Below are 26,062 nucleotides of genomic sequence, written 5' to 3'. Positions count from 1 at the left end.
AGGCATCCGCAGGTGAGCCCGTATCCCACCAGGCTCAGTCGGCGGCGGCACCGCTTCACGCGACGGCCGCGACGCGTGGCCATGCTCAGCGTGCACACCTCGCCGCTGCACCAGCCCGGCACCGGCGACGCCGGCGGCATGAACGTCTACATCGTCGAGTTGGCCCGGCAGCTCGCCGCCCTCGGCATCGAGGTCGAGGTGTTCACCCGGGCCACCGCCCCCATGCTCCCGCCCATCGTCGAGCTGGCGCCCGGCGTGCTGGTGCGGCACGTGGACGCCGGCCCCTACGAGGGGCTCGCCAAGGAGGACCTGCCCGCGCAGCTGTGCGCCTTCACCCACGGCGTGATGCAGGCGTGGGCCGGGCACCGCCCCGGACACTACGACCTGGTCCACTCCCACTACTGGCTCTCCGGCCACGTCGGCTGGCTCGCCGCCGAGCGCTGGGGCGTCCCCCTGGTGCACGCCATGCACACCATGGCCAAGGTCAAGAACGCCGCGCTCGCCGAGGGCGACACCCCCGAACCCGCCGCCCGCGTGATCGGCGAGACGCAGGTCGTCCGCGCCGCCGACCGGCTCATCGCCAACACCGCCGAGGAGGCGGGCCAGCTCGTCCACCACTACGACGCCGACCCCGCCCGCACGGCCGTCGTCCACCCCGGCGTCAACCTCGACCGCTTCCGCCCCGCCGACGGCCGCGCCGCCGCGCGGGCCCGGCTCGGACTGCCCGCGGACGCCTTCGTCCCGCTGTTCGCCGGGCGGATACAGCCGTTGAAGGCTCCCGACGTCCTGCTGCGTGCCGTGCGCGTGCTGCTCGACGCCGACCCCGGGCTGCGCGAACGCATCGTGGTGCCCGTCGTCGGCGGACCCAGCGGCAGCGGCCTGGCCAAGCCCGAGCGGCTCCAGAAGCTCGCCGCCCGCCTCGGCATAGCGGACGTCGTCCACTTCCGGCCGCCGGTCGGGCAGGACGTCCTCGCCGACTGGTACCGCGCGGCGAGCGTGCTGGTGATGCCGTCCCACAGCGAGTCCTTCGGGCTGGTGGCCATCGAGGCCCAGGCGTGCGGCACCCCCGTCGTCGCGGCGGCCGTCGGCGGACTGCCGGTGGCCGTGCGGGACGGCGTCAGCGGCTTCCTGGTGGACGGGCACGACCCGGCCGACTACGCGCGGGCACTGCGCCGCCTGATCGACGACGACGCGCTGTCCGCCCGGATGGGCGAGGCCGCCGCCCGGCACGCCGGCGGCTTCGGCTGGGACACGGCCGCCGCCGCCACGGCCGAGGTGTACGCCGAGGCGACGGCCGAACACCGCCGTCACCTACGATCGATCCATGCCCATGGATGACACCGCCTCTTCCGCGGACCCGCCCGCCGACCCCTCCGCCAGGGCCGGGGCCGCGATCGAACAGGCGCTGCGCGACGCCGAGTTGACCTGGGAGAGTCCCGCCGACGGCCGCTACGTCGTCACGCTGCCGGGCACCCGCAAGCTCTCCACGACCTGCTCGCTGATCGTCGGCAGGCACTCCCTGTCCGTCAACGCCTTCGTCGTCCGCCGCCCCGACGAGAACCACGCCGAGGTCCACCGCTGGCTGCTGGAGCGCAACACCCGGCTGTACGGGGTCGCCTACGCCGTCGACCGGCTCGGCGACGTCTACCTGGTGGGGAGGCTGCCGCTGGCCGCCGTCACCCCCGAGGAGGTGGACCGGCTGCTCGGGGTGGTCCTGGAGAACGCCGACGGGGCGTTCAACACGCTGCTGGAGATGGGCTTCGCCACGGCGATCCGCAAGGAGCACGCCTGGCGGACCTCCCGCGGCGAGTCCACCCGCAACCTGGAGGCGTTCGCACACCTGCTGCGCGACGAGTGAGCCGCGACGAGCGAGCCCTCCTCTCCCGACGCGTCCCCGAGGACCTCCCGCGGACGTCCTCCGCGGAACTCCTCCGCGAACGGCGCGGACGCGGCCCCGGACCATGTGGCGGAAGCCCATGCGCCGGGGTCTTCGTATAGGCGGCACGGACATTGCCGGTCCGTCACCGTGAGGCGGACGCTGCCAGGCGTCACCACAACGAGCCGGCCACCGTCGGTGGCCCGTGCACGATCCGCCGAGGAGCCGACCCGCCATGCGCAGACCCGCCTTCACCTCCCTCGCCGCGGCAGCCGTGGCCGCCGCACTCGCCACCTCCTGCTCCAGCCCCGGCACCGGCGCCTCCGGCGGCGACGGCGACAAGGAGGTCGAGGTCGCCCTGATCACCTCCACCAGCGGTCCGCTGGCCTCGTACGGCGAGCAGTACCTCCAGGGCTTCGAGGCGGGCCTCGACCACGCCACCGACGGCACCGGCGAGGTCGACGGCGTCACGATCAAGGTGCGGAAGTACGACGACGCCGGCGACCCCGCCAAGGGCGTCTCCCTGGCCAAGAAGAGCGCCGGCCAGGGCGTGCGGATCATCGCCGGCACGGCCGCCTCCGGCGTCGCCACCCAGATCGCCCCGGTCGCCGCCCAGAACAAGGTCCTCTACATCTCCGGCCCCGCCGCGACCGACGCCCTCACCGCCGCGAACAAGTACACCTTCCGCTCCGGACGCCAGACCTTCCAGGACGTGGCCACCGCCCAGCAGATCCTGAAGAAGGCCGAGGGCGGGGACGTCAAGGACAAGAAGGTCGTCGTCCTGGCGCAGGACAACGCCTTCGGGCAGGCCAACGTCGCCGCCGTCGAGAGCGTCCTGGGCGAGGACGGCACCACCGTGACCTCCGTCCTGGCCCCGCCCAGCGCCACCGACCTCACCCCCACCGCCACCAAGGTCAAGGCCGCCGAGCCCGACATGGTGTTCGTCGCCTGGGCCGGCGACACCGCCCAGTCGATGTGGACCACCCTCGACCAGCAGGGCGTGCTGGACGCCTCCACCGTCGTCACCGGCCTCGACATCCGCGCCGGCTACCCCGTCTTCGGCAAGGCCCGCGACAAGATCACCCTCCTCGCCCACTACGTGCCGGGCGCCACCGACACCCCGGAGGCCCGGGCGGTCGAGAAGTACTTCGCGAAGAAGGGCTGGAAGACCGACCTGTTCACGCCCGACGGCTTCAACGCCGCCCAGATGGTGGTCCAGGCCGTGCGCGAGGCCGGCGCGGACGGCGACACCGACGCCATGGTCGAGGCCCTGGAGGGCTTCACCTTCTCCGGCGTCAAGGGCGAGAACACCGTCCGGGCGTCCGACCACGCCCTGATCCAGCCCATGTTCCAGGCGGAGTTCACGAGCGACACGCCCAGCGTCGCGTCCACCCTGGACGCCCAGGGCGTCGCCCCCGTCGAGAAGAGGATCGGCTGATCGCGGTGACCGTTCTCGAACTGAGCGGGCTGAGCTGGTCCGTCGGTGCGGTGACCATCGTCGAGAAGGTGGACCTCGCCGTCGACGAGGGCGAGTTCGTCGCCGTCATCGGCCCCAACGGCGCCGGCAAGACCTCCCTGTTCAACCTCCTCTCCGGCGTCACCCGACCCACCGGCGGCACCATCCGGCTGGACGGCGCCGACATCACCGGTCTGCCGCCGCACCGCCGGGCCCGGCGCGGGATGGGGCGCACCTTCCAGTCCTCGTCCGTCTTCCCGACCATGACCGTCTCCCAGCACGTGGCCCTGGCCGCGCGGGCGGCGGGCGTGAAGAAGGTCGCGGACGACGGGGAGGGCGTGCGGTCCGTGCTGGAGCGCGTACGACTCGGGCACCGCGGCGACGACCTCGCCGCGGGCCTGTCCCACGGCGACAAGCGCAAGCTCGAACTCGCCATGCTGCTCGCCCCCACCCTCGACCAGGGTGGGGGCGGGCCCCGCCTGATGCTCCTCGACGAGCCCATGGCGGGCGTCGCGGCCGAGGAGGTCGACGAGCTGACCGACGTCATCCGCACCCTCCACCGCACCGAGGGCCGCACCGTGCTGATGGTCGAGCACCACATGGACATCCTCCTCGGCCTCGCCGACCGGGTGGCCGTGATGCACCACGGCACGCTGCTGGCCGTCGGCACCCCCGACGCGGTGATGGCCGACCCGACCGTCCAGGAGGCGTACGTGGGGGAGGAACTGTGAGCGCGAACCCCGGCCCGACCCCCGTCCTGTCGGTGCGCGACCTGCGGGTGCGCATCGGCGAGTCGCGCATCCTCCAGGGCGTCGGCTTCGACGTCGCCCCCACCGGCGTCACCGCCCTGCTGGGCCGCAACGGCGTCGGCAAGACCACCACCGTCCGCTCCGTCCTGGGCCTGCTGCCCGAGGACGGCGAGGTCACCGGCGGCACCGTCCTCTTCGACGGCACCGACGTCACCGGCCACCGCACCCACACGGTGGTGCGGCGCGGCATCGGCTACGTGCCCGAGGACCGCGGCGTGTTCGCCGGACTCACCGTCGCCGAGAACCTCGCCCTCGCCGAGCGCGGCAGCGGTCCGCACCACTACGACCTGGTGCACGACCTCTTCCCCGAGCTGAAGGCCCGGCGGAAGCAGCGCGCCGGCACCCTCTCCGGCGGCCAGCAGCAGATGGTCGCCCTCGCCCGCGCCCTGCTCAACGACAACCGCCTGGTCATCGTCGACGAACCGACCAAGGGCCTGGCGCCCCGCGTCGTCACCGAGGTCGCCGGGGTGCTGGAGCGCGCCGCCGAACGCGTCCCGCTGCTGCTCGTCGAGCAGAACCTGGCCGTCGTACGCCGCCTGGCGCGCGACGCGGTGGTGCTGGACGCGGGCCGCACCGTCCACACCGGCGACGCGCGCGAACTCCTCGCCGACCGCGAACGCACCACGAGCCTGCTCGGCGTCGGCCGCCACGAGAAGCGGGAAGCCGCGGGCGCCGGGCAGAGCACCAAGGAGGCCACCCGATGAGCACGCTCGTCCTGCTCACCCTCACCGGACTCGGCCTGGGCGCCCTGTACTTCCTCATCGCCTCCGGGCTCGCCCTGATCTTCGGCCTGATGGACGTCCTCAACTTCGCCCACGGCGCCTTCCTGACGGTCTCGGCGTACGCCGCCTGGCGCACGGCCGAGACGTTCGCCGGGACGGGCGGGCTGGTGCTCGCCGCACTGGTCGGCACCGTCACCGGCACGGTGCTGGCGATCGTCGTCGAACTCGTCCTCATCCGCAGGCTCTACGGGCGGCCCAGGGAGCAGATCCTGGTCACCGTCGGCCTCTCGCTGGCGATCCCCGCGCTGGTGCAGGCGGTCTGGGGCGCGGACTCCCGCCCCTTCCCGGTGCCCGAGGCGCTCTCCGGCACCGTCGGCGTGCTGGGCGCGCAGGTGCCCGTCAGTCGCTTCGTGCTCATCGTGGTGGCGGGCCTGGTGCTGGCGGCCGTGACGCTGTTCCTCTCCCGCACCCGCTACGGCCTGATCGTGCGGGCGGGCGTGGAGGACCGGGCGATGGTCACCGCGCTGGGCATCGACGTGACCCGCGCCTTCACCCTCGTCTTCGCCATCGGCGGCGCGCTCGCCGGACTCGCGGGCGTCCTCGGCGGGCTCTACTTCGGCTCGCTCTCCCCGCACCAGGGCACCTCGCTGCTGGTGTTCGCCTTCGTCGTGGTGGTCATCGGCGGCATGGGCTCCATCCCCGGCGTCGCGCTCTCCGCGCTCGCGGTCGGCCTGGTGCAGCAGTACGCCAACTACTACGTCGACGGCTACGGCGACTTCGCCGTCGTCGTGCTGCTCGCCGCGGTCGTCCTCGCCCGGCCCGCCCCCCGACTCGCAGGAGCAACGGCATGACGGCCTCTCCGACCCCCACCCCGACCACCACCGAGCACCCCGCCGCCCGGGCCGAGACCCCGCCGGCGTCCCCCGCCCGGCCCGCCGCCCCCGCCCGGCGGCGGTGGCGCGGACCGGTCGTCCCGGCGGCCGTCCTGGTCGTCCTGGCCGTCCTGCCGTTCTCCGCCGTCGAGATACCGATCCTGCTCGACGGCCCGGTCAACTCGCCCGGCTCGCTGCAACTCCTCGCGCTGTGCCTGGTGTTCGCCGGCCTGGCGCTCGGCTACGACCTGATGTTCGGCCGCACCGGACTCCTCTCCTTCGGCCACGCCCTCTACGTCGCGGGCGGCGCGTACGGCACCCAACTGGCCATGACCGAACTGGGCCTGGGCTTCTTCCCCGCCCTGCTGCTGGCCCTGGTCGGCGGCGCCGTCGCCGCGGTCCTCCTGGGCGCCGTCTCGCTGCGCGGCCTGGCCCTGGGCGGCATCGGCTTCGCCATGGTCACGCTCGCCTTCGCGCAGGCCGGCTCGTTGTGGGTGCAGCGCAACCCGGGCGGTCTGACGGGCGGTGAGGAGGGCCTGCCGCTGCACACCGAGGGGGTGCCCGAGGCGTTCGTCGGCGTGCAGAACACCGCCAACGTCTACTGGCTGACCCTGGGCTACCTGACGTTGGTGGCCGCCGTGGTGTGGGTGGCCGTCTCCCGGCCGGTCGGCCGGATCTGGCAGGGCATCCGCGACAACGAGCAGCGGGTGTCCGTCCTGGGCCACGACCCCTTCCGCCACAAGCTGGGGGTGTTCGTGCTCGCGTCCACGCTGGGCGTGCTGGGCGGTGCGATGCACCTGCTGGTCACGGCGGGCGTGACCCCGCACTCCAGCACCGCGCAGTTCACGCTGACGCTGCTGGTGATGGTCGTCCTCGGCGGCAGCGGCACCCGCTGGGGCCCGGTGATCGGCGGTGTGCTGTTCACCTTCCTCGACCAGCGGCTGGCGGTGCTGGCAAGCTCGGAACTGGTGGACGGGCTGCCCGAGTTCCTGCGTACCCCGCTGTCGGAGCCGATGGTGATCCTCGGCGCCCTGTTCGTGGTCGCGGTGTACGTGGCGCCGGGCGGCATCGCGTCGATCAGGCGGTCGCTGTCGTGGAGCCCGTCCGGGCGGACGGGGACGAAGGGAGCGGAGAGGTGACGGTGCGCGAGGTGAACGAGTCGAGGGTCCCGGTGCGCGGGGGAGACCTGGCGGTCTCCGCGTGGTCCGGCGCCGGGGACCCGGTGATCGCCCTGCACGGGATCACCGCCAACGGCCGGATCTTCGGCGCCCTCGCCGACGCGCTGGGCGAGGACGTCCCGCTGCTCGCCCCGGACCTGCGGGGCCGGGCGGGCAGCGCCGGGCTCCCGGGGCCGTACGGGCTCGGCGCCCACGTCGAGGACGTCATCGCCCTGCTGGACCACCGGGGGCTGGAGCGGGCGGTGCTGGTCGGCCACTCCATGGGCGCCTTCGTCGCCGCGCTGACGGCGGCCCGCCACCCCGACCGGATCGCCGGGGCGGTGCTGGTCGACGGCGGCGTGGGCTTCCCCGCCCCCGCGGGTACGGACATCGACGAGCTGCTGGAGGCCGTGATCGGCCCGGCGATGCGGCGGCTGTCGATGACCTTCCCCGACCGGGACGCCTACCGGACGTTCTTCCGCGAGCACCCGGCCCTGGCCGCCCACTGGTGCGACGCCGTCCGGGCACAGGTCGACCGCGATCTGGTGGGGGAGGAGCCGGCGCTGCGCAGCAGTTGCGTCCTGGACGCGGTACGGGCCGACGGCGCGGACGTCCTGGCCGACCCCGAGACCCTCGCCGCCGTGCGGACCGCCTCCGCCAAGGTGCCCATGGCGCTGCTGTGGGCCGAGCGGGGCATGCTCGACGAGCCGCGGGGCCTGTACGACGAGGACCGTCTCGCCGCCGCCGACCTGGGCGGCACGGGGGTGACGGTCCGGCGGGTGCCCGGCGTCAACCACTACACGATCCTCCTCGCCCCGGAGGCCACCGCGGCGATCCGCGCGGCCCTGCGCGACGTGACGCCGTAGGGCCCGCACCCGGCGCCCCGCGCCGGTGGAGCGGTCAACCCTCCACCGGCGCGGGGGACTTCACGCTCTCCGGTCCCACCGCCGCCTCCCCGCCGCCGGTGTCCCCGTCGCCCGCGTTCCCGCCGGCGTCCTTCCGCGCCGCGGTCCGCAGCAGCAGCGCGTAGCCCGCCGCCGTCACCGCGCCGACCGCCGCCGTGAGCCCCCACAGCGTGCCCGAGCCCCAGTGGTCGAGCACCGCGCCGCCCGCCAGCGGCGCCACCAGCGCCGCCACCGACCAGGACAGCGTGTACATCCCCTGGTACCGCCCGCGCCCGTGGGCCGGGGCCAGCCGTGCCACCAGCCCCGTCTGGGTCGGGGCGTTGACCATCTCGCCCAGCGTCCAGACGCAGATGGTCAGCGCGTACGCCCCCACCGACCCGGCGAAGGCCGTCAGCCCGAACCCGCCCCCCGCCAGCAGCGAGGAGACCACCAGCAGCCGGCCCGGGTCGCGGTGCTCGATGAAGCGGGTGACCGGGATCTGGAGGGCGACGATCAGCACGCCGTTCACCGCGATGGCCAGCCCGTAGTCGGAGCTGCTCAGGCCCTTGCCGGCCATGTCCACGGGCAGGGCGACGTACGCCTGCATGAAGACGGTGGAGATCAGGAAGCTCAGGGCGACCATGGCCATGAAGGGCCCGTCCCGCAGCACGGTCCCCATCGAGACCCGCTCCTCGTCCTCCGCCGCGGACTCCTCGGTCCGCTCCGGCCGCGACTCCGGCAGCCGGACGAAGACCAGCACCGCGCACACCAGCGTCATCGCCGCCTCGCCCAGGAAGAGCAGCAGATAGCCGTGCTCGGCGATGAGCCCGGCCGCGGAGGCCGAGACGGCGAAGCCCAGGTTGATGGCCCAGTAGTTGAGCGAGTAGGCCCGCACGCGGTCCTCGGGCCGCACGATGTCCGCGATCATCGCCTGCACCGCCGGACGGGAGCCGTTGCTCGTCATGCCGACGGCGAAGGCGACCGCCGCGATGGCCACCGGATGCTCCACGAAGCCCAGCAGGGCGACGGAGGCCGCGGTGCCGACCTGCGCCAGCATCAGCGTGGGGCGGCGGCCGAGCCGGTCGGTCAGCACCCCCGCGCCGACGGAGGAGACCACCCCGCCCAGCCCGTGCAGCGCGGCGACGAGTCCGGCGTACGTCGCCGAGTAGCCGCGCTCCACGGTCAGGTACATCGCCAGGAAGGTGGCGACGAAGGAGCCCAGCCGGTTGACCAGGGTGCTCGTCCACAGCCACCAGAACGTCCGGGGCAGTCCCGAGACGCTCTCGACCGCCGCCCGTCTCACCCCCCTGACGGATCGGGCGACGGACCCTGCGATGGACCCGGTGTCGGACACGGCGCGCCTCCCGGCGGTACGTAGCTGAGGTGGTGCTTCACGGAGAGCGGCACACCTCCATATGTAAGTGGCGCAACCGCACTCCGCACATTACATAGCACCTTCCCGGCTCCGCCACCGAATTGACGCCCACCGTCAATCGACCACGTCGCCCCCCGCGGCCCGCCGGACCGTCTCGCCGGCCGGCCGGACCCACCGGCCCCCGCCCGTTCGATTAGGCTCGGGCCCATGGCCGACGCACCGTACAAGCTGATCCTCCTCCGCCACGGCGAGAGCGAGTGGAACGCGAAGAACCTGTTCACCGGCTGGGTGGACGTCAACCTGACCGAGAAGGGGGAGAAGGAGGCGGCCCGCGGCGGTGAGCTGCTGAAGGACGCCGGCCTGCTCCCGGACGTCGTCCACACCTCCGTCCAGAAGCGCGCCATCCGCACCGCGCAGATCGCGCTGGAGACCGCCGACCGCCTCTGGATCCCCGTCCGCCGCTCCTGGCGCCTCAACGAGCGCCACTACGGCGCGCTCCAGGGCAAGAACAAGGCGCAGATCCGCGAGGAGTTCGGCGAGGAGCAGTTCATGCAGTGGCGCCGCTCCTACGACGTCCCGCCGCCGGAGCTGGAGGACGGCGCCGAGTGGTCGCAGAGCGACGACCCGCGCTACGCGATGATCCCCAGCGAGCTGCGCCCGCGCACCGAGTGCCTCAAGGACGTGGTCGCCCGCATGCTGCCGTACTGGTACGACAGCATCGTCCCGGACCTGCTGACCGGCCGCACGGTCCTGATCGCCGCGCACGGCAACAGCCTCCGCGCGCTGGTCAAGCACCTCGACAAGATCTCCGACGAGGAGATCTCGGGCCTCAACATCCCCACCGGCATCCCGCTCTCCTACGATCTGGACGCCGACTTCCACCCGATCAACCCGGGCGGCACCTACCTCGACCCGGACGCCGCGAAGGCCGCGATCGAGGCCGTGAAGAACCAGGGCAAGAAGTAGCCCGAAGCACGAACGAGCCCCCTGCCGGCGGCCTTGCCGCCGGCAGGGGGGCTCTGTGTCGTGTCACCCGCGTTCGGATGTGGGCCGGTTGGAAGGGGGCCGGCGGGCGCGAGCCGAGAGGCGAAGACGTGCGGCCGGAGCTGCGACGTCTTCGACGCCCGGGCGTTCGGGTCGGCCCCACCCGGACCGGCCGGGCGCCGGCCGCCCGCTTCGTCCGGTCGGGGAGGGACTTGCTTCGCTCGGTGTCGCCGTCGGAGTCGGCCGAGCGCATCGGACGGCTGTCGCGCCGGCGGCGACGTACGCGAGCGGAAGGGCCCGCGAGGGTAGTGCGGGTGATCTTCCGCTGAGTAGTGTGAGCCGCCGGACCAAACACCTGTCCGCACGGTGCCCTCGAGGCTCTGTGCTCGACCGCGTGGCGCTTGCCCCGCACGAAGACGTCCCTGCGGCGGGGACGGTGCGCCGCAGGACGACGGCCCGTTCCCGGGCCGCGAGCCATCTCGCGGCGCCGGACCGGCGCCGGACCGCGCCGCGCGTGCCGCCGGCGCCGCGGAGGCCGGAAAGTGAGTGAAGAGATGCAACCGACGTTCGTACTGGTTCACGGAGCCTTCGCGAACTCCTTCTCCTTGGCGCCGCTCCAGGCCGAACTCGGCCTCCTCGGACACCGTTCGGTCGCCGTCGACCTGCCCGGCCACGGATTCGGGGCGACCTACACCCGCGCCTACCAGGCGCCGCAGGATCTCGAAGGGCTCGCCACCGCACCCGGCTCGATCAAGGGCGTCACGCTCGCCGACAACGTCGCGCACCTGATCGGGATTCTGGAACGGGCCAAGCGGAACGGCCCCGTGATCCTCGTCGCCCACAGCCGCGGCGGCGTCACGGCCACGGCCGCGGCCAACGCGCGGCCGGACCTGATCGACCGCATCGTCTATGTCGCGGCCTGGTGCCCGGTCGCCCTCGACGTCGACGACTACTACGCCGAGCCGGAGATGGCCACGGTCGACGCCGCTTCCCTGGGTTCGGCGATGGTCGGGAACCCGGCCGAACTCGGCCTGCTGCGCGTCAACTTCCGCACCGCTGATCCGGACGCCCTCGCGGCGCTCAAGGCGGCCTTCCTCGCCGACGGCACCGACGAGGAGTTCCTGACCTTCCTGAACACCTTCCAGCCCGACGAGAACCTGGACGTCGGCACCTCCGCCGACCGGGCGCAGGCCGCGACCTGGGGCCGCGTCCCGAAGACCTTCGTCCGCCTGGCCGGCGACGCGAGCATGCCGCTCGCCATGCAGGACCGGCTGATCCGCGAGGGCAACGAGCTGACGCCGGACAACCCGTACGACGTCCGCACCCTGGAGGGCAGTCACCTGAAGTGGCTGGTCGATCCGGCGCCGGCGGCCCGAGTCCTGGGCGAACTCGCCGCGCTCCCGGCCCCGTCCGCCCGATCGTGAGCGGAACCGGACGAGGAGTGCGGCGGCGGTGACGGTGCCCGTGCGGACGCATCCGCGTTCGTCGTACCGGGCGGCGACGGCTCGAACCGGTTGAGCTCGTCGATCGTCCGCTCGACGGTGCCGCGGTTCCTGGCTCGGGTGCGGCTCCGTCGTCGGCCCGCTCGGGCAGGACGGCCGGCACCGAGTGCGCGATGCCGACTGGTGCGCCGGGCCGCCGTCGGGCCCACGCTCCCGTCCCCGTCCGACGCCACCGCATCCGCCCCGACGGGCCGGCCGCGACCATGTTCCACCCCCTCACCCCCTCACCCCCGCGCAGAACGGTCCGGAACATCTCCGAAAATTTCGGAGTGGGAATTCCGGATCTTGATCCTCCGGCCACGGGTTCCCTTGGTGAATTCCGAATCGGATCGGTGGCCCATGGTCAATGAACAGGAACGATGCTGTGCCGGTGAATCCCCGGTCAAAGAGAAGCTTCCGCAACCCTTGCGGAAACTGTTGACAACCTGACGGGGTCAGGCCAACCTGTCGCCATCGACAGCCCCACTCCTGTCGATCCGGACCACCGCGCGCCGGGCCACCCGCGCGGCTTGGTCCTTCGGTCGTCGGCCGGACGACGACCGGCCGAGTTCCACCGCGTTGCACGGCGCCGACGCACGGTCGGCGTCACCCTGGCCGCCGACAGGCCCACCGGGTCATGTCGCGCGCCCGGCTTCCCGCCAACCCCCACGAGGAGGAAGCATGCACGAGGACAACGCCCCCCGCCCGATGAGCCGCCGGCTCTTCGTCGGCAGTGCCGGCGCCGTGGCGCTGGGCGCGTCCGCCGGGCTGTTGCTGCCCGGCACCGCTCACGCCCAGACGGTCACCTCGAACCAGACCGGCAACCACAACGGCTTCTACTACTCGTTCTGGACCGACGCTCCCGGAACGGTCTCCATGACCATGGGTTCCGGCGGCAACTACAGCACCTCATGGCGCAACACCGGGAACTTCGTCTGCGGCAAGGGCTGGAGCAACGGCGGACGCAGGACCGTGCGGTACTCGGGCAGCTTCAACCCGTCCGGCAACGGCTACCTGTGTCTCTACGGGTGGACGTCGAACCCGCTCGTGGAGTACTACATCGTCGACAACTGGGGCACCTACCGGCCCACGGGAACGTACAAGGGCACGGTCACCAGCGACGGCGGCACGTACGACATCTACCAGACGATGCGGTACAACGCCCCCTCCGTCGAAGGCACCAAGACCTTCCCGCAGTTCTGGAGCGTCCGGCAGTCGAAGAAGACGGGCGGGACCATCACCACCGGCAACCACTTCGACGCATGGGCCCGGGTGGGGATGAACCTGGGCAACTTCAGCTACTACATGATCATGGCGACGGAGGGCTACCAGAGCAGCGGGAGCTCCAACATAACGGTGAGCGGGTGAGCGTTCCGCTCCCCGGAAGGGCCGTCTCGGTCCGGAACGCCGACGCCGCCTGATCCGGCGGCCCGGTGGGCGCCGCCCCCGACGGCAACGGTCGGGTGTGGCATCCGGGCCGACGGCGTCCGGACCCGGTGCCGACGGTCCCCGCGGCGCGAGCCGATCCCCGAACACCCGGAACACCGCACCCGTGGCGCGGCGGCCCCTGGCCGTCGCGCCACACCGCTGTCGAGGCGGCCCGCGCGGTCCGGTGGCCGTGCCGTACCGCCTGCCGCCCATTCCGGCGTCGAGTGCGGGCAGTTGTGTACGGAATTAGGATGGTTTGCGGTGATCCCTCTCCTCTCGGAGGTGAGAAACCGTGCCGACCTACATCACGCTGCTGAACTGGACGGATCAAGGAATCCGCGCCTACAGGGACACGACCAAGCGCACCGACACCTTCATCGCGACGTTGCAGAAGTTCGGCGCGAAGCTCGTGGACATCCACTGGACCGTCGGTCCGTACGACATCGTGTGCGTCGTCGAGGCGCCCGACGACGAAGCCGTCACCGCGGCGCTGCTGCAACTCGGCGGGGCGGGCAACGTCCGCAGCACGACGCTGCGGGCCTTCGACCGGGAGGAGATCGAAGGCATCATCGCCAAGACCACCTCGTGAGGCGACGCGCTCGTGCCGCCGAGGACGGCGTCGAGCGCCGCGCACCCTTCTCCGGCGCTTCCGGCGGGACGGGCGGCGCCGTGGGGGGGGCGGGGGCCGGTCGGGCCCCGGAAGCGGAGCCGAGTCCGGGAGCGGACGAACCCCTCGCGCCCTGTGACGCGCGACGCCGCGGCCCACACGTGACCGCGGCACGTGAATGACCTACGAGACGGGCTCCCTGCGCCGGCATTGTCCGGATCAGGTTATGGGGGTCGCTCTCCGGTCCTTCGACCTTCGAGCCTCTCAGCCCGACCGTCGACGTCGGCCCCAGCGGAAGCCGAAGCTTTCCGCCCGAGTCGGCTACTCCGGTCGAACTCCCTCGCTCGTCCCGTAGGCCCAATTTCAGATTAACACTCTGATACAGGGATGAAAGCCCCCAAGCCAATATTTTCGTCCGTTCTTCCGTGATCCCGTTCCGTCGCGAGGCGGGTCTCCAGGGCGGCGGGGGAGTCCCGCCCCGCCGGGTTCCGTGCTCGGCACCTCGCGCGCCCACGGCACGGCGCGCGGCCCGGTCGGTTCCGCCCGCGCGGCAGCCGGCCGGGGTGGATCGGCCCGGGGAGCCCGGTCCGCCCGGTATCCGGACATCGGACTCGGTTGCGTATCGGTCGGCGCACGAGGGGAGTCGGGGCGTCGACGCAACGTTACGTTTCAGCCACCCTGTGGTGGCCTCTCTCCGGAACGTCACGCCCTGGTCTCCGGTCCGTTCCCGGCGGGCGCTCCGCGAACGCCCACGCGGGGGCAGTACCGGTTGATCGACAGGAGTGGCGCGATGCGACGAAGAAGGTTCCTCGGTCTGGCTTCGGGGGTGGCCGGTTCTCTCGCATGGACGGTGACCGGGTGCGGCAAGGGCGAGACGGCCGGGACCGGGAACGTCACCCTGACGGTGGTCGCCACCGACTACGGCGACCTCGAAGGGAACGACCTCACGCAGACGTACTGGGACGATCTGGTGGCCGGCTTCGAGCAGGGGAATCCGGGCGTCAAGGTGAAGGTCTCCGTCCACGCCCCGGGGAAGGCCGAGGAGAAGGTGGCCGACCTGGTCGCCAAGGGCACGCCCCCCGACCTGGCGCAGCTCTCCGACCGCGCGCACCACGCGCCCGACCTGCTCTACCGGGCCGACGAGCTGCTCTCCATCCCCGTGCAGGCCGACTTCGTCCCCGAACTCGCCGCGGCCGGCGAGGTGCGCCGCGTGCAGTACGCGCTGCCGTTCGCCGCCGACCTCCAACTCCTCTACTACAACCGCGACCTCTTCGCCGCCGCCGGCCTGGACCCGGACAAGCCGCCGCGGACGTGGGAGGAGCTGAAGCGGGCCGCGCTCGCGCTCAAGGGCGCCGGGGTCAACATCCCCTGCGGGCTGCCGCTCGGCCCCGAGGAGGCCCACGTCGAGGCCATGACGTGGCTGGTCGCCAACGGCGGTCGCTACACCGGGGACGAGGGGCTCTACGCCCTCGACTCACCGGAGAACATCGAGACCATGGAGTGGCTCCGGAAGGAGCTCGTCGGCCGCGGCCTCACCACGGCCAACCCGGCCACCACCGAGCGGCAGGCGCTCTTCGACCTGTTCACGCGGGGGCAGGTGGGCATGCTCAACGGCGGCCTGTCGCTGATGCGGCAGGCCGAGCGGAAGAAGCTCGACTACGGGATGGCGCCGCTGCCCGGCAACGGCGGGCTCGCCGAGACCACCGCGGGGGCCACCCACTGGATGGTGGCGTTCCGCAGGGAGGGCAACCAGGAGGCGATCAAGGCGTTCCTCGGTTACGTCTACGCGGTGAAGAGCCACTACGCGTTCGCCGACCGCTACCACATGCTGCCGGTCACGCTCTCCGGCACCGACCGGATGCGCACCGACAAGCGGCACGAGCGGATGTGGCCCTTCCTGGACCGGCTGGGGGCCGCCGTGTTCCAGCCGGCGCACAAGGCCTCCTGGGTGACGGTCCGCCGGGAGATCGGCGAGCACATCGGCCAGGCGGTACTGGCCGACGGCGATCCCGCCGGTGTGCTCGGCACGCTCCAGCGCGCGGCGGAGGAGGAAGAGGCCGCGCGGGAGGAGTGACACCGCGCGGCGGACGGGGCCCGACCGGTACCACCCGGTCGGGCCCCGTCGAGCGCCTTGCCTCCGTGCCGGCGGGTCAGCCGCAGTTGCCGCCGCACTGGCAGCCGCTGCCGGACTGGCAGCCGCACGAGCACCCCGAGCCGCAGCCGCAGGCCCCGAGTATGGGCAGCGAGGGCCGTTCGTCCGCCCGCTCGGCCGTCGTGGGCGAGGTCGGGAAGTCCGTCATGAGTACCTCCTCAGCCGGTTCCACCGGTTGTCGCCGGTGCTCCTCCGCAACCCATTGACGGTCTCTCCGACCGAGCGCGTCAACGGCGCGCGGAGGCACGGCCCGCGCCCCCGACCTCGCGGGGGCGCGTCCACCGGAGCCGGGGCGTCAGGCGTTCTCGGCCCGGGCGCCCTCCGCGGCGGCCACGCCGGCCGCCGGGTCCACCTCGTCCGCGTAGTCGCCGGTGACCAGGTAGACGACGCGGCGGGCGACCGAGACCGCGTGGTCGGCGAAGCGCTCGTAGTAGCGGCCCAGCAGGGTGACGTCCACGGCCGTCTCGATGCCGTGCTTCCAGCGGTCGTCCATCAGGTGCTGGAAGAGGGTGCGGTGGAGGAGGTCCATCGCGTCGTCGTCCTGCTCCAACTGGAGCGCCAGGTCGACGTCCTTGGTGATGATGACCTCGCGCGCCTTGGCCATCAGGCGCTGCGCGAGCTGCCCCATCTCCAGGATGGTGGCCTGGAGGTCCCGCGGCACCGCCGACTCGGGGTAGCGCAGCCGGGCCACCTTGGCGACGTGCTGCGCCAGGTCGCCGGAGCGTTCGAGGTCGGCGCTCATCCGCAGGGAGGTGACGACGATCCGCAGGTCGGTGGCGACCGGCTGCTGGCGGGCCAGCAGGGTTATGGCCTTGGTCTCCAGGTTCCGCTGGAGGTCGTCCACCTTCTCGTCCGCGGCGATCACGCTCTCGGCGAGATTGAGGTCCGCGTCCAGCATCGCCGTCGTGGCGCGGCCGATCGCGGAGCCGACGAGCCGGGCCATCTCGACCAGGCCGTCGCCGATCGAGTCCAGCTCCTCGTGGTACGCGTCCCGCATGACTGTCCTTCCCTCGCATGACGTGATCGTCGGGGCTCGGCCCCGTGGGGTTTCCGAGGACCCGATGAGTGCCCAAGGGTCCCCGTCCTTCCCCTACGCTCCCACGTTCCGGCCGAAACGCGTCCGGTTCCGCCCGCCCAAGTGAACCGGTGCCGACACCGACGTGAACTCTCGGAGACGAGTGTTCGAGTAGCTCCCCGAACAGCTACGGCCGGCTTCCGGAGCCTGCTTAACCTGGACGCATGGACGTGAACGCGGCGGTCGCCGCAGCGGCAGCGATCGCCGGGGTGTGCACCGGAGTGATCGCGATGCTCGCGTTCCGCTGGAGCGAGCGCGAGCAGGCCCGTCCCACGCGCAGCTCCCTCCACACCGAGGCCGTGCTCCCGCCCGGCGTGGACACCGTGCTGTCCGTGCTCCGGTCGTCCGCCGTCGTGCTGGACGAGTCCGACGCCGTGGTCAAGGCCAGCTCGGCCGCGTACGCCCTTGGGCTGGTGCGCGGCGGGAAGCTCGCCGTGGAGCCGATGCTCCAGATGGCCCGCGACACCCGCCGCGACGGCGAGATCCGCCAGGCCGACCTGGAGCTCCCGCGGCGCGGCACCGGCCGCGGGGACGTCCTCGCCGTCTCCGCGCGGGTGGCGCCCCTGGGCTCCCGGCTGGTCCTGCTGCTGGTGGAGGACATGACCGAGGCGCGGCGCATCGAGGCGGTGCGTCGCGACTTCGTGGCGAACGTCAGCCACGAGCTGAAGACCCCGGTCGGCGCGCTCTCGCTGCTGTCGGAGGCGGTGCTGGACGCCGCCGACGACCCGGAGGCGGTGCAGCGCTTCGCCGGCCGGATGCAGAAGGAGGCGACGCGGCTGACCAACCTCGTCCAGGAGCTGATCGACCTCTCGCGGGTGCAGAACGACAACCCGCTGGAGGACTCCGAGCCCGTCCGGGTGGACGAGCTGGTGGCCGAGGCCATCGACCGCTGCCGCCAGCAGGCGAGCGCCAAGCAGATCACCATCGCCACGGGCGGCACCGCCGGTCTGCACGTGTGGGGCAACCGCGGCCAGCTCGCGGCGGCACTGGGCAACCTCGTCGAGAACGCCGTGAACTACTCCCCGTCCCGCACCCGGGTGGGCATCTCGGGACGCCGGGTGGCGGCCCCGGGCGGGGACATGATCGAGATCGCGGTGACCGACCAGGGCATCGGGATCTCCGACAAGGACAAGGAACGGATCTTCGAACGCTTCTACCGCGTCGACCCGGCCCGCTCCCGGGCCACCGGCGGCACCGGCCTGGGCCTGTCCATCGTCAAGCACGTGGCGGCCTCGCACGGCGGGGAGGTCACCGTGTGGAGCGCGGAGGGCCAGGGCTCCACGTTCACCCTGCGCCTGCCGGAGGCCGGCAGCGCGCGGGAGCGCGAGGAGGCCCGGCGCCGCGAGCGGCAGCGGACCGCCGGCGCGCTGCGCGAACCGGCGGACTTCGGCGACACTGACGACGGAGACGGTGCCGAGCGCGCCGACGCCCACCACCCGGACGCCGTCCACCCGGACGCCACGGACCGCGACGCGGACGACGGGGACCGTACGCACGGCACGGACCGCGGTGCCGCACACCCGTACGGGACCGCCCCACGAGCCCCCACAACCCCCCACGACTCCAACGATCACCATTCAGCTCCAGCCCCGGAGGTCCTCCCGTGACCCGAGTGCTCGTCGTCGAGGACGAGGAATCGTTCAGCGACGCACTGTCGTACATGCTGCGCAAGGAAGGTTTCGAGGTGGCCGTCGCCTCCACGGGCCCGGACGGCCTGGAGGAGTTCGAGCGCAACGGCGCCGATCTGGTGCTGCTCGACCTGATGCTGCCGGGGCTGCCCGGCACGGAGGTGTGCCGTCAGCTCCGCGGACGCTCCAACGTCCCGGTCATCATGGTGACCGCGAAGGACAGCGAGATCGACAAGGTGGTCGGCCTGGAGATAGGGGCCGACGACTACGTGACCAAGCCGTTCTCCTCCCGCGAGCTGGTGGCCCGCATCCGGGCCGTGCTGCGCCGGCGCGGCGAGCCCGAGGAGACCGCCCCGGCGGCGCTGGAGGCCGGACCGGTGCGGATGGACGTGGACCGGCACGTGGTGACGGTCGGGGGCAACAAGGTCGACCTGCCGCTGAAGGAGTTCGACCTGCTGGAGATGTTGCTGCGCAACGCCGGCCGGGTGCTGACCCGCATGCAGCTGATAGACCGCGTCTGGGGCGCGGACTACGTCGGCGACACCAAGACGCTGGACGTGCACGTCAAGAGATTGCGCGCCAAGATCGAGCCGGACCCGAGCGCGCCGCGCTATCTGGTGACGGTGCGGGGCCTGGGCTACAAGTTCGAGCCGTGACGGAGCCCGCCGCGTCCGGCGCCCCGGGCACCCCCGGTGCCTTCGGGACGCGCGCGGCGGCAGGGGAGTGACACGAGTGGGGCCGCCCCGTCGGGGGCGGCCCCACTCGTGGTGTCCGTGCGGTGCCGGTGCGGCGGAGGTCAGTGGTCCTCGGTCGCGGGCGCGGTGGTCTCCGTGCCGCCCTCGGGCGCCTCGGTCGCGTCGGGCGAGACGGTCGCGTCGGGCTCGGCGTTCTCCGTGGCGGAGGCGCTCGCGTCGGGCGAGGCGGACTCGGAGGCGTCCGCCTCCGGGTTCCGGGCCTCCTGCGTCGGGGTGCCGCTGGGGCCGTAGCCCTCCCAGGCGTGGGTCTCCGGGACCACGGTCACGCGCATCTCCACCCGGCCGGTCGAGCTGAGCTCGAAGACGATCGGCTGGGCGTTGCCGTCCGAGATGCCCGCCCGCTCGGTGTCGGGGATCAGCGCGGAGGCGTTGCCCTCGCCGCCGAGCGCCAGGGAGTCGCCCGCCGGGATGGTCAGGTCCTGGCCCTCGGCCGGGCTGAGCTCCACGGTCTCGCCGGAGCCGGCGATCGTGATGGACTCCAGCTTCTCGTCCTTGGTCCCGTTGTTGAAGATGCGGGCGGAGATGGACGCGGGGCCGGGCTCGTCCTCGGCGGTGATGATGTTGACGTTCTGGATCTCGATGTCGCCAACGGCGGTCGAGGCGTTGTCGGACTGGATGTTCAGGCTCTGCGCGTCGGGCCCGGCACCGCAGGCGGTCAGGGCTGCGATCGAGAGCGCAAGGGTGGAGGCGGCGAGGGCGCCGCGTCGAAGGCTGCTGCTCACGGCGGCGGCAACTCCTAGCGGATGGGTGGTCTGTCGGCGAGGCTCAGCGTACCGACCCCCTTTACGGCATCCTCACCCGACCCGCCCCCAAGCGCTCCGGCGGCATGGGCCGAACCGGTGCCCGGGGCCGGTGGCCGGCGCCCGGTGTCCCGGGGTCCGCCGGGGCGCGGGGCGCCGGTGCGGCCGGCACGGCGGGCACGGCGGGCTGGGGAGGCACCGGCGGAATATCAACTGCACGTCCGTACGAACGATTACGCGCATTCCTCGGAAGGCGCCGCGGAAGGAGGCGGGAAGGTTCACCGGAAATCGACGGAGGGGCCGTTCGCCGGGCCGCCGATCAATATCGTTCCGGACCGTTCGCCCGGATCGGGGATTCCGGCAAAACGGACGTACGGGTGTTTCGGACACCCTCTTCGGGGGTGGTGACGCGCGCGATTCGCGCCCCGTGCATAACCCCTCTCACCTGCGAATTCCCGCTTCCGCTACCCCCCCTCAGCACGATCCGGGCGCTGTTGTCAAGCCCCGAGATATGCCCTGACCTGCGAAAACGCCATTCAGAAGAGAGCGTTCCCGTGTTACCCTGGATAGCCACGGAAGGGGTACCTGTCACATGACGTTCAAGGTTGGCGACACCGTGGTCTATCCCCATCACGGGGCCGCGCTGATCGAGGCCATCGAAACTCGCCAGATCAAAGGCGTGGACAAGACCTACTTGGTTCTGAAGGTCGCGCAGGGCGACCTGGAGGTGCGCGTACCGGCGGAAAACGCGGAGCTCGTCGGCGTGCGCGACGTGGTCGGCCAGGACGGCCTCGACCGGGTCTTCGAGGTGCTCCGCGCGCCTTACGCCGAGGAGCCGACCAACTGGTCCCGCCGGTACAAGGCGAACCTGGAGAAGCTCGCTTCCGGTGACGTGATCAAGGTGGCCGAGGTCGTGCGCGACCTGTGGCGCCGGGAGCGCGAGCGCGGACTCTCCGCGGGCGAGAAGCGGATGCTGGCCAAGGCCCGCCAGATCCTGGTGAGCGAACTCGCCCTCGCGGAGAACACCAACGAGGACAAGGCGGAGGCGCTGCTCGACGAGGTCCTGGCGTCCTGAACGACGGCGTCCGAACCGACGCACGGGCCGTCCGCACCGGCCCTGTGACGGTGGGCGTCCGACGCCCCTCGCCACTCGTCGGCGCAACCGCCCGGTGAACACGACCGCTTCGGTGAACAGTCGGAACGAGCGCGACGACGCACGACACGACGCACATGCCCGACCGGTGAGAACCACACGGTGAGCACGCTCCACGGCGACGGAGACGTCGCCGGAGGGCCGACGGAACACGGCCGGCGACCGTGGAGCGCACGTGAACGGTGCACGTGAACGGTGCACGTGAACGGTGCCGCGGTGCCCGAGTGAGGACGCGAGTCCGTCGCCGGGCGCTGCGGCGTATCCGGGCCGCCTCCGGGTGGGACGGTACGGGTGGTCGGATCGTTCGACCCGCTCGGCGAACCGCCGGCCACCGCTCCCTCGGTACTCGGGTGCCGGGCCCGGGTGGCTGCTCGACCGGCCGTCACGGAAGGGGTCGGTCGGCGCGTCGCACCCGGCACGCTGTGTGCCATACCCACCTCTGCCGAGAACACAAACCTGAACGTGCAGTCAATGCCAGATGAATCGATGTCCGCCGAAACGGCGGACGCGGCGTCCCCGCCCGTGCCCGGCGGCCGTACCGCCGTCGTCATCCCCGCCGCCGGTCGCGGCGTACGGCTCGGCCGCGGCGCCCCCAAGGCGCTGCGCCCCCTGGGCGGCACCCCCATGCTCGTCCACGCCGTACGCGCGGTGGCCCGCGCCCGGACGGTCTCCCTCGTGGTTGTCGTGGCCCCGCCGGACGGCGCCGCGGCCGTCCGCACCCTCCTCGACGAGCACCCCCTGCCCGACTCCGCCGGCGCCACCGAGGTGGTCGTCGTCCCCGGCGGCGAGACCCGGCAGGAGTCGGTGGCCCGGGGCCTGGCCGCGCTGACCGACGACATCGACGTGGTCCTCGTCCACGACGCCGCCCGCCCGCTGGTCCCCGTGGAGACGGTGGAGGCGGTCGCCGCCGCCGTGCGGGACGGCGCCCCCGCCGTCGTCCCCGCGCTGCCCGTCGCCGACACGGTCAAGCGCATCGCCCCCGACGTGCCCGCCGGGGAGCCCGAACCGGTGGTGGCCACGCCCGAGCGGTCCCTGCTCCGCGCCGTGCAGACCCCCCAGGGCTTCGACCGGGCCACGCTCGTCGCGGCGCACGAGCGCGCGGCGGGCGACGGCTCGGACGCCACCGACGACGCCGGACTGGTCGAGCGCATGGGCGTCCCCGTGGTGCTGGTGCCCGGCCACGAGGAGGCGTTCAAGGTCACCCGCCCGCTGGACCTCGTGCTCGCCGAGGCCGTGCTCGCCCGCCGGAGGGCCACCGATGGCTTCTGACCCGTCCGCACGGCCCGAACAGCCCGTGCAGCCCGAACAGCCCGCGCCCGCCGCGCCGCGGACGCCCCCGATGCCGCTGGTCGGGATCGGCACGGACGTGCACGCCTTCGAGGAGGGGCGCGAGCTGTGGTGCGCCGGCCTGCTCTGGGAGGGCGAGACCCACGGCCTGGCCGGGCACTCCGACGGCGACGTCGCCGCGCACGCCGCCTGCGACGCCCTGTTCTCCGCGGCCGGCCTGGGCGACCTCGGCGCCCACTTCGGCACCGACCGCCCCGAGTGGGCCGGCGCCTCGGGCGTCACCCTCCTCGCCGAGGCCGCCCGGATCGTCCGGGCGGAGGGGTTCGAGATCGGCAACGTGGCGATCCAGGTCATCGGCGTACGGCCCAAGATCGGCAAGCGGCGCGAGGAGGCGCGGAAGGCGCTCTCGGCCGCGGTCGGCGCACCCGTCTCCGTCTCCGGCACCACCACCGACGGGCTGGGCCTGACCGGCCGGGCCGAGGGCCTGGCCGCGGTGGCGACGGCGCTGGTCTTCCGCCGGGACTGAGCGGGTCGCGCCCGCGACCCGCCGGGTGTCCGCTTCGGACGCGGAGGGCGAGAGGTCGGTTACGGTGCGGAAGGCGCCCGCGCACGACCGTCGACCCTCCCGGAGGAACCCCGGGAGCAGCCCGGAGGAGGGAAACCCCGTGGCAGCGACCCTGTCGGACAAGCTCAAGCGACTCCTCGACCGCCCCGTCTTCGTCACCGTGGTCACCGTCCAGCCCGACGGCCGCCCGCAGGCCTCGCCGGTGTGGGTCAAGCGCGACGGCGACGACGTGCTGATCTCCACCACCGTGGACCGGCGCAAGGCGAAGAACCTCGAACGCGACCCGCGCGTCTCGGTCGTCGTCGTCGACCCCGACGAGCCGTACTCCTACGCCGAGATCCGCGGCACCGCCACCATGACGACCGAGGGCGGCCCGGAACTGATCGACGAGCTGTCGGTGAAGTACAGCGGCAGGACCTACGCGCAGTTCAACCCCGCGTCGGCGCAGGACGCCCAGCGCGTCGTCGTCCGCGTCACCCCCGAGCGGGTCGTCGGCACGCTCGGCTCCTGACCGGCGGCCCGCCACACCACCACGCCCCGTGTCGCCCGATCGGCACGGGGCCGGTCGCGTTTCCGACTACCCTTGGGCCCGTGACTCTTCGCCTGTACGACACCAGCGCCCGGCAGATCCGTGACTTCACCCCGCTGACACCGGGCTGTGTCTCGATCTACCTGTGCGGTGCCACCGTGCAGGCGCCCCCGCACATCGGCCACATCCGGTCGGGGCTGAACTTCGACATCATGCGCCGCTGGTTCGCGTACCGCGGCTACGACGTGACGTTCGTCCGCAACGTCACGGACATCGACGACAAGATCATCGCCAAGTCGGCCGAACAGGACCGACCCTGGTGGGCGATCGGCTACGCCAACGAGCGCGCCTTCGGCGACGCCTACACCGCGCTCGGCTGCCTGCCGCCCACCTACGAACCGCGCGCCACCGGCCACGTCCCCGAGATGGTCGAGATGATGCGCGCGCTCATCGACCGGGGCCACGCCTACGCCGCCGACGGCAACGTCTACTTCGACGTGCGCTCCTTCCCCGGCTACCTCCAGCTGTCCAACCAGGACCTGGACGACCTGCGCCAGCCCTCCGGCGAGGGCGAGACCGGCAAGCGCGACCCCCGCGACTTCGCGCTGTGGAAGGCCGCCAAGCCCGGCGAGCCGAGCTGGGAGACGCCCTGGGGCCGCGGCCGTCCCGGCTGGCACCTGGAGTGCTCGGCGATGGCCCACAAGTACCTGGGCGCGGCGTTCGACATCCACGGCGGCGGCATCGACCTGGTCTTCCCGCACCACGAGAACGAGATCGCGCAGTCCAAGGCGTACGGCGACGAGTTCGCCCGCTACTGGGTGCACAACGCCTGGGTGACGATGAGCGGCGAGAAGATGTCCAAGTCGCTGGGCAACTCGGTGCTCGTCTCCGAGATGGTCAAGCACTGGCGGCCCATCGTGCTGCGCTACTACCTGGGCACCCCGCACTACCGGTCGATGATCGAGTACAGCGAGGAGGCCCTGCGCGAGGCCGAGGCCGCCTTCGGCCGGATCGAGGGCTTCGTCCAGCGCGCCGTGGAGCGGGCCGGGTCGGTGGAGCCGGCGGCCGAGGTGCCGGAGGAGTTCGCGACGGCGATGGACGACGACTTCGGCGTCCCGCAGGCGCTCGCCGTCGTCCACACCACCGTCCGGCAGGGCAACGCCGCGCTGGCCGAGGGCGACAAGGACGCGGTGGCCGCCGCGCTGGCCGACGTACGGGCGATGCTGGGCGTGCTCGGTCTCGACCCCCTCGACGCACACTGGACGGACGGCGGCGGCAACGGGCGCGGCGAGGAGCTGAACGACGTCGTGGACGCCCTGGTCGGCCTGGTGCTGGAGCAGCGCCAGGCGGCGCGGGCCCGCAAGGACTACGCCACCGCCGACGCCATCCGAGACCGACTCCAGCGGGCGGGCCTGGTCATCGAGGACACCCCCGCCGGGCCCCGCTGGGAGCTGGGCTCGCGGGACGCCCGCTGAGCCCTCCCCGAACCCCCACACGTCCACCCCACCGAGCAGCAAGAAGAGATGAGTGATCCCGATGGCCGGGAACAGCCAGCGCCGTAACCGCCGCACGTCCAGCAAGAAGGGCGCGCAGGTCGGCAGTGGCGGCAAGCGGCGCCGCGGCCTGGAGGGCAAGGGCCCGACGCCGCCCGCCGAGATGCGCAAGGGCCACGTGAAGAACCGCCTGGCCAACGCCAAGGCCCGGCAGGCCGCCCGCCGCCCCGCCGCCCGGCGCGGCGGCGGGAAGAGCAGCGCGGAACTGGTCGTCGGCCGCAACCCGGTGGTCGAGGCGCTGCGCGAGGGCGTACCGGCGAACACGCTGTACGTCCAGCAGTTCATCGACAACGACGAGCGCGTCCGCGAGGCCCTCCGACTCGCCGCCGACCGCGGCGGCATCCACCTGATGGAGGCCCCGCGCCCCGAGTTGGACCGGATGACGAACGGGCTCAACCACCAGGGCCTGGTCCTCCAGATCCCGCCCTACGAGTACGCGCACCCCGAGGACCTGTCCGCCGCCGCCTACGACGAGGGCGAGGACCCGCTGATCGTCGCGCTCGACGGCGTCACCGACCCGCGCAACCTGGGCGCGGTGGTCCGCTCGGTCGCCGCCTTCGGCGGCCACGGCGTGGTCGTCCCCGAGCGCCGCGCGGCCGGCATGACCGCGGGCGCCTGGAAGACGTCGGCGGGCACCGCCGCCCGCACCCCGGTCGCGCGGGCGACCAACCTCACCCGCACGCTGGAGGCGTACCAGAAGGAGGGGCTGTTCGTGGTCGGCCTGGCGGCCGACGGCGAGGTCGAACTCCAGGACGTGGCCGCCCTGGACGGTCCGCTGGTGATCGTGGTCGGCAGCGAGGGCAAGGGCCTGTCCCGCCTGGTCGGCGAGACCTGCGACCTGCGGGTGCGCATCCCGATGCCGGGCGGCGCGGAGTCCCTCAACGCGGGTGTCGCCGCGAGCGTGGCCCTCTACGAGGCCGCCCGCCGGCGCCGTCCGTAGCTCCCCGCCTCCACAGCGGGCCGCCGGGACCTCC

At 72.8% G+C, this 26,062-nt stretch carries 25 protein-coding genes; 21 read left to right on the top strand and 4 right to left on the bottom strand.

Features of this window, described 5'->3' with window-relative positions; genetic code table 11:
- Positions 1-12 precede the first annotated feature (12 nt).
- The 8 genes from mshA to ABD335_RS03690 all read left to right on the top strand — a co-directional run bounded on the left by mshA (position 13) and on the right by ABD335_RS03690 (position 7,758).
- Entirely contained in the window at positions 13-1,338 is a 1,326-nt protein-coding gene (gene mshA / locus ABD335_RS03725) for a D-inositol-3-phosphate glycosyltransferase (protein WP_344320581.1), read from the top strand.
- Positions 1,331-1,858 carry a type III secretion system chaperone family protein gene (locus ABD335_RS03720; RefSeq protein ID WP_344320713.1) on the top strand — a complete coding sequence of 176 codons (528 nt, stop codon included), beginning with the start codon at positions 1,331-1,333 and terminating at the stop codon, positions 1,856-1,858. The genes mshA and ABD335_RS03720 overlap by 8 nt, the downstream gene beginning before the upstream one ends.
- A gap of 253 nt (positions 1,859-2,111) precedes the next feature.
- Positions 2,112-3,314 carry a substrate-binding domain-containing protein gene (locus ABD335_RS03715; RefSeq protein ID WP_344320580.1) on the top strand — a complete coding sequence of 401 codons (1,203 nt, stop codon included), beginning with the start codon at positions 2,112-2,114 and terminating at the stop codon, positions 3,312-3,314.
- 5 nt (positions 3,315-3,319) lie between these two features.
- Complete coding sequence (locus tag ABD335_RS03710) at positions 3,320-4,063, top strand: ABC transporter ATP-binding protein (RefSeq protein WP_344320579.1); 744 nt, start codon at positions 3,320-3,322, stop codon at positions 4,061-4,063.
- Positions 4,060-4,845, top strand: coding sequence for an ABC transporter ATP-binding protein (locus ABD335_RS03705; protein WP_344320578.1), 786 nt, complete (start codon positions 4,060-4,062; stop codon positions 4,843-4,845). The genes ABD335_RS03710 and ABD335_RS03705 overlap by 4 nt, the downstream gene beginning before the upstream one ends.
- The gene (locus ABD335_RS03700) at positions 4,842-5,714 is read left to right on the top strand and encodes a branched-chain amino acid ABC transporter permease (protein ID WP_344320577.1); all 873 of its coding nucleotides are present in this window, start codon (positions 4,842-4,844) and stop codon (positions 5,712-5,714) included. The genes ABD335_RS03705 and ABD335_RS03700 overlap by 4 nt, the downstream gene beginning before the upstream one ends.
- Positions 5,711-6,874: a branched-chain amino acid ABC transporter permease gene (locus tag ABD335_RS03695; protein WP_344320576.1), complete on the top strand. Its 1,164-nt coding sequence runs from the start codon at positions 5,711-5,713 to the stop codon at positions 6,872-6,874. The genes ABD335_RS03700 and ABD335_RS03695 overlap by 4 nt, the downstream gene beginning before the upstream one ends.
- On the top strand, positions 6,871-7,758 hold the full coding sequence (locus ABD335_RS03690) for an alpha/beta hydrolase (RefSeq protein ID WP_344320575.1): 888 nt from the start codon (positions 6,871-6,873) through the stop codon (positions 7,756-7,758). The genes ABD335_RS03695 and ABD335_RS03690 overlap by 4 nt, the downstream gene beginning before the upstream one ends.
- 34 nt (positions 7,759-7,792) lie before the next feature.
- On the opposite strand, the gene ABD335_RS03685 is transcribed toward ABD335_RS03690, so the two are convergent.
- On the bottom strand, positions 7,793-9,079 hold the full coding sequence (locus ABD335_RS03685; RefSeq protein ID WP_344320574.1) for an MDR family MFS transporter: 1,287 nt from the start codon (positions 9,077-9,079) through the stop codon (positions 7,793-7,795).
- A gap of 279 nt (positions 9,080-9,358) precedes the next feature.
- Between ABD335_RS03685 and ABD335_RS03680 the strand changes: the two genes are divergently transcribed.
- From ABD335_RS03680 to ABD335_RS03660, 5 genes are all read left to right on the top strand, one after another.
- Positions 9,359-10,117, top strand: coding sequence for a phosphoglyceromutase (locus tag ABD335_RS03680; RefSeq protein ID WP_344320573.1), 759 nt, complete (start codon positions 9,359-9,361; stop codon positions 10,115-10,117).
- A gap of 572 nt (positions 10,118-10,689) precedes the next feature.
- A complete protein-coding gene (locus ABD335_RS03675) occupies positions 10,690-11,559 on the top strand; it encodes an alpha/beta hydrolase (RefSeq protein WP_344320572.1) in 870 nt (289 codons plus the stop codon).
- 738 nt (positions 11,560-12,297) lie between these two features.
- Complete coding sequence (locus ABD335_RS03670) at positions 12,298-12,984, top strand: glycoside hydrolase family 11 protein (RefSeq protein WP_344320570.1); 687 nt, start codon at positions 12,298-12,300, stop codon at positions 12,982-12,984.
- A gap of 352 nt (positions 12,985-13,336) precedes the next feature.
- Entirely contained in the window at positions 13,337-13,633 is a 297-nt protein-coding gene (locus tag ABD335_RS03665) for a GYD domain-containing protein (RefSeq protein ID WP_344320569.1), read from the top strand.
- Positions 13,634-14,441: 808 nt separating this feature from the next.
- Positions 14,442-15,725 (top strand): ABC transporter substrate-binding protein, encoded by a 1,284-nt coding sequence (locus ABD335_RS03660; RefSeq protein ID WP_344320568.1) that lies wholly within the window; start codon positions 14,442-14,444, stop codon positions 15,723-15,725.
- A 76-nt stretch (positions 15,726-15,801) separates the two neighbouring features.
- On the opposite strand, the gene ABD335_RS03655 is transcribed toward ABD335_RS03660, so the two are convergent.
- The gene (locus ABD335_RS03655) at positions 15,802-15,951 is read right to left on the bottom strand and encodes a hypothetical protein (protein WP_344320567.1); all 150 of its coding nucleotides are present in this window, start codon (positions 15,949-15,951) and stop codon (positions 15,802-15,804) included.
- A gap of 147 nt (positions 15,952-16,098) precedes the next feature.
- Positions 16,099-16,800, bottom strand: coding sequence for a phosphate signaling complex protein PhoU (gene phoU / locus ABD335_RS03650; protein ID WP_344320566.1), 702 nt, complete (start codon positions 16,798-16,800; stop codon positions 16,099-16,101).
- Between the two features lie 242 nt (positions 16,801-17,042).
- On the opposite strand from phoU, the gene ABD335_RS03645 reads away from it, so the two are divergent.
- Positions 17,043-18,485 (top strand): sensor histidine kinase, encoded by a 1,443-nt coding sequence (locus ABD335_RS03645; RefSeq protein ID WP_344320565.1) that lies wholly within the window; start codon positions 17,043-17,045, stop codon positions 18,483-18,485.
- Positions 18,482-19,162: a two-component system response regulator PhoP gene (phoP, locus tag ABD335_RS03640; RefSeq protein ID WP_344320564.1), complete on the top strand. Its 681-nt coding sequence runs from the start codon at positions 18,482-18,484 to the stop codon at positions 19,160-19,162. Before ABD335_RS03645 ends, phoP begins: the two co-directional genes overlap by 4 nt.
- Before the next feature lie 140 nt (positions 19,163-19,302).
- On the opposite strand, the gene ABD335_RS03635 is transcribed toward phoP, so the two are convergent.
- Positions 19,303-19,983: a DUF461 domain-containing protein gene (locus ABD335_RS03635; RefSeq protein ID WP_344320563.1), complete on the bottom strand. Its 681-nt coding sequence runs from the start codon at positions 19,981-19,983 to the stop codon at positions 19,303-19,305.
- 610 nt (positions 19,984-20,593) lie between these two features.
- On the opposite strand from ABD335_RS03635, the gene ABD335_RS03630 reads away from it, so the two are divergent.
- The 6 genes from ABD335_RS03630 (at position 20,594) to rlmB (ending at position 26,028) form a co-directional block, all read left to right on the top strand.
- Positions 20,594-21,076 carry a CarD family transcriptional regulator gene (locus ABD335_RS03630; protein WP_031508181.1) on the top strand — a complete coding sequence of 161 codons (483 nt, stop codon included), beginning with the start codon at positions 20,594-20,596 and terminating at the stop codon, positions 21,074-21,076.
- A gap of 564 nt (positions 21,077-21,640) precedes the next feature.
- Positions 21,641-22,423 (top strand): 2-C-methyl-D-erythritol 4-phosphate cytidylyltransferase, encoded by a 783-nt coding sequence (gene ispD / locus ABD335_RS03625; RefSeq protein ID WP_344320562.1) that lies wholly within the window; start codon positions 21,641-21,643, stop codon positions 22,421-22,423.
- A gap of 70 nt (positions 22,424-22,493) precedes the next feature.
- Positions 22,494-22,967, top strand: coding sequence for a 2-C-methyl-D-erythritol 2,4-cyclodiphosphate synthase (ispF, locus tag ABD335_RS03620; protein WP_344320712.1), 474 nt, complete (start codon positions 22,494-22,496; stop codon positions 22,965-22,967).
- Positions 22,968-23,106: 139 nt separating this feature from the next.
- Complete coding sequence (locus tag ABD335_RS03615; RefSeq protein ID WP_344320561.1) at positions 23,107-23,517, top strand: PPOX class F420-dependent oxidoreductase; 411 nt, start codon at positions 23,107-23,109, stop codon at positions 23,515-23,517.
- Between the two features lie 80 nt (positions 23,518-23,597).
- The gene (cysS, locus tag ABD335_RS03610; RefSeq protein WP_344320560.1) at positions 23,598-25,010 is read left to right on the top strand and encodes a cysteine--tRNA ligase; all 1,413 of its coding nucleotides are present in this window, start codon (positions 23,598-23,600) and stop codon (positions 25,008-25,010) included.
- Between the two features lie 61 nt (positions 25,011-25,071).
- Positions 25,072-26,028: a 23S rRNA (guanosine(2251)-2'-O)-methyltransferase RlmB gene (gene rlmB / locus ABD335_RS03605; RefSeq protein WP_344320559.1), complete on the top strand. Its 957-nt coding sequence runs from the start codon at positions 25,072-25,074 to the stop codon at positions 26,026-26,028.
- Positions 26,029-26,062 lie beyond the last annotated feature (34 nt).

Source organism: Streptomyces macrosporus (assembly GCF_039533145.1).
GTDB classification, from domain to species: Bacteria; Actinomycetota; Actinomycetes; order Streptomycetales; family Streptomycetaceae; genus Streptomyces; species Streptomyces macrosporus.
The sequence above is the reverse complement of the archived record's forward strand: the minus strand, read 5'-3'. Positions and strand labels throughout refer to the sequence as shown.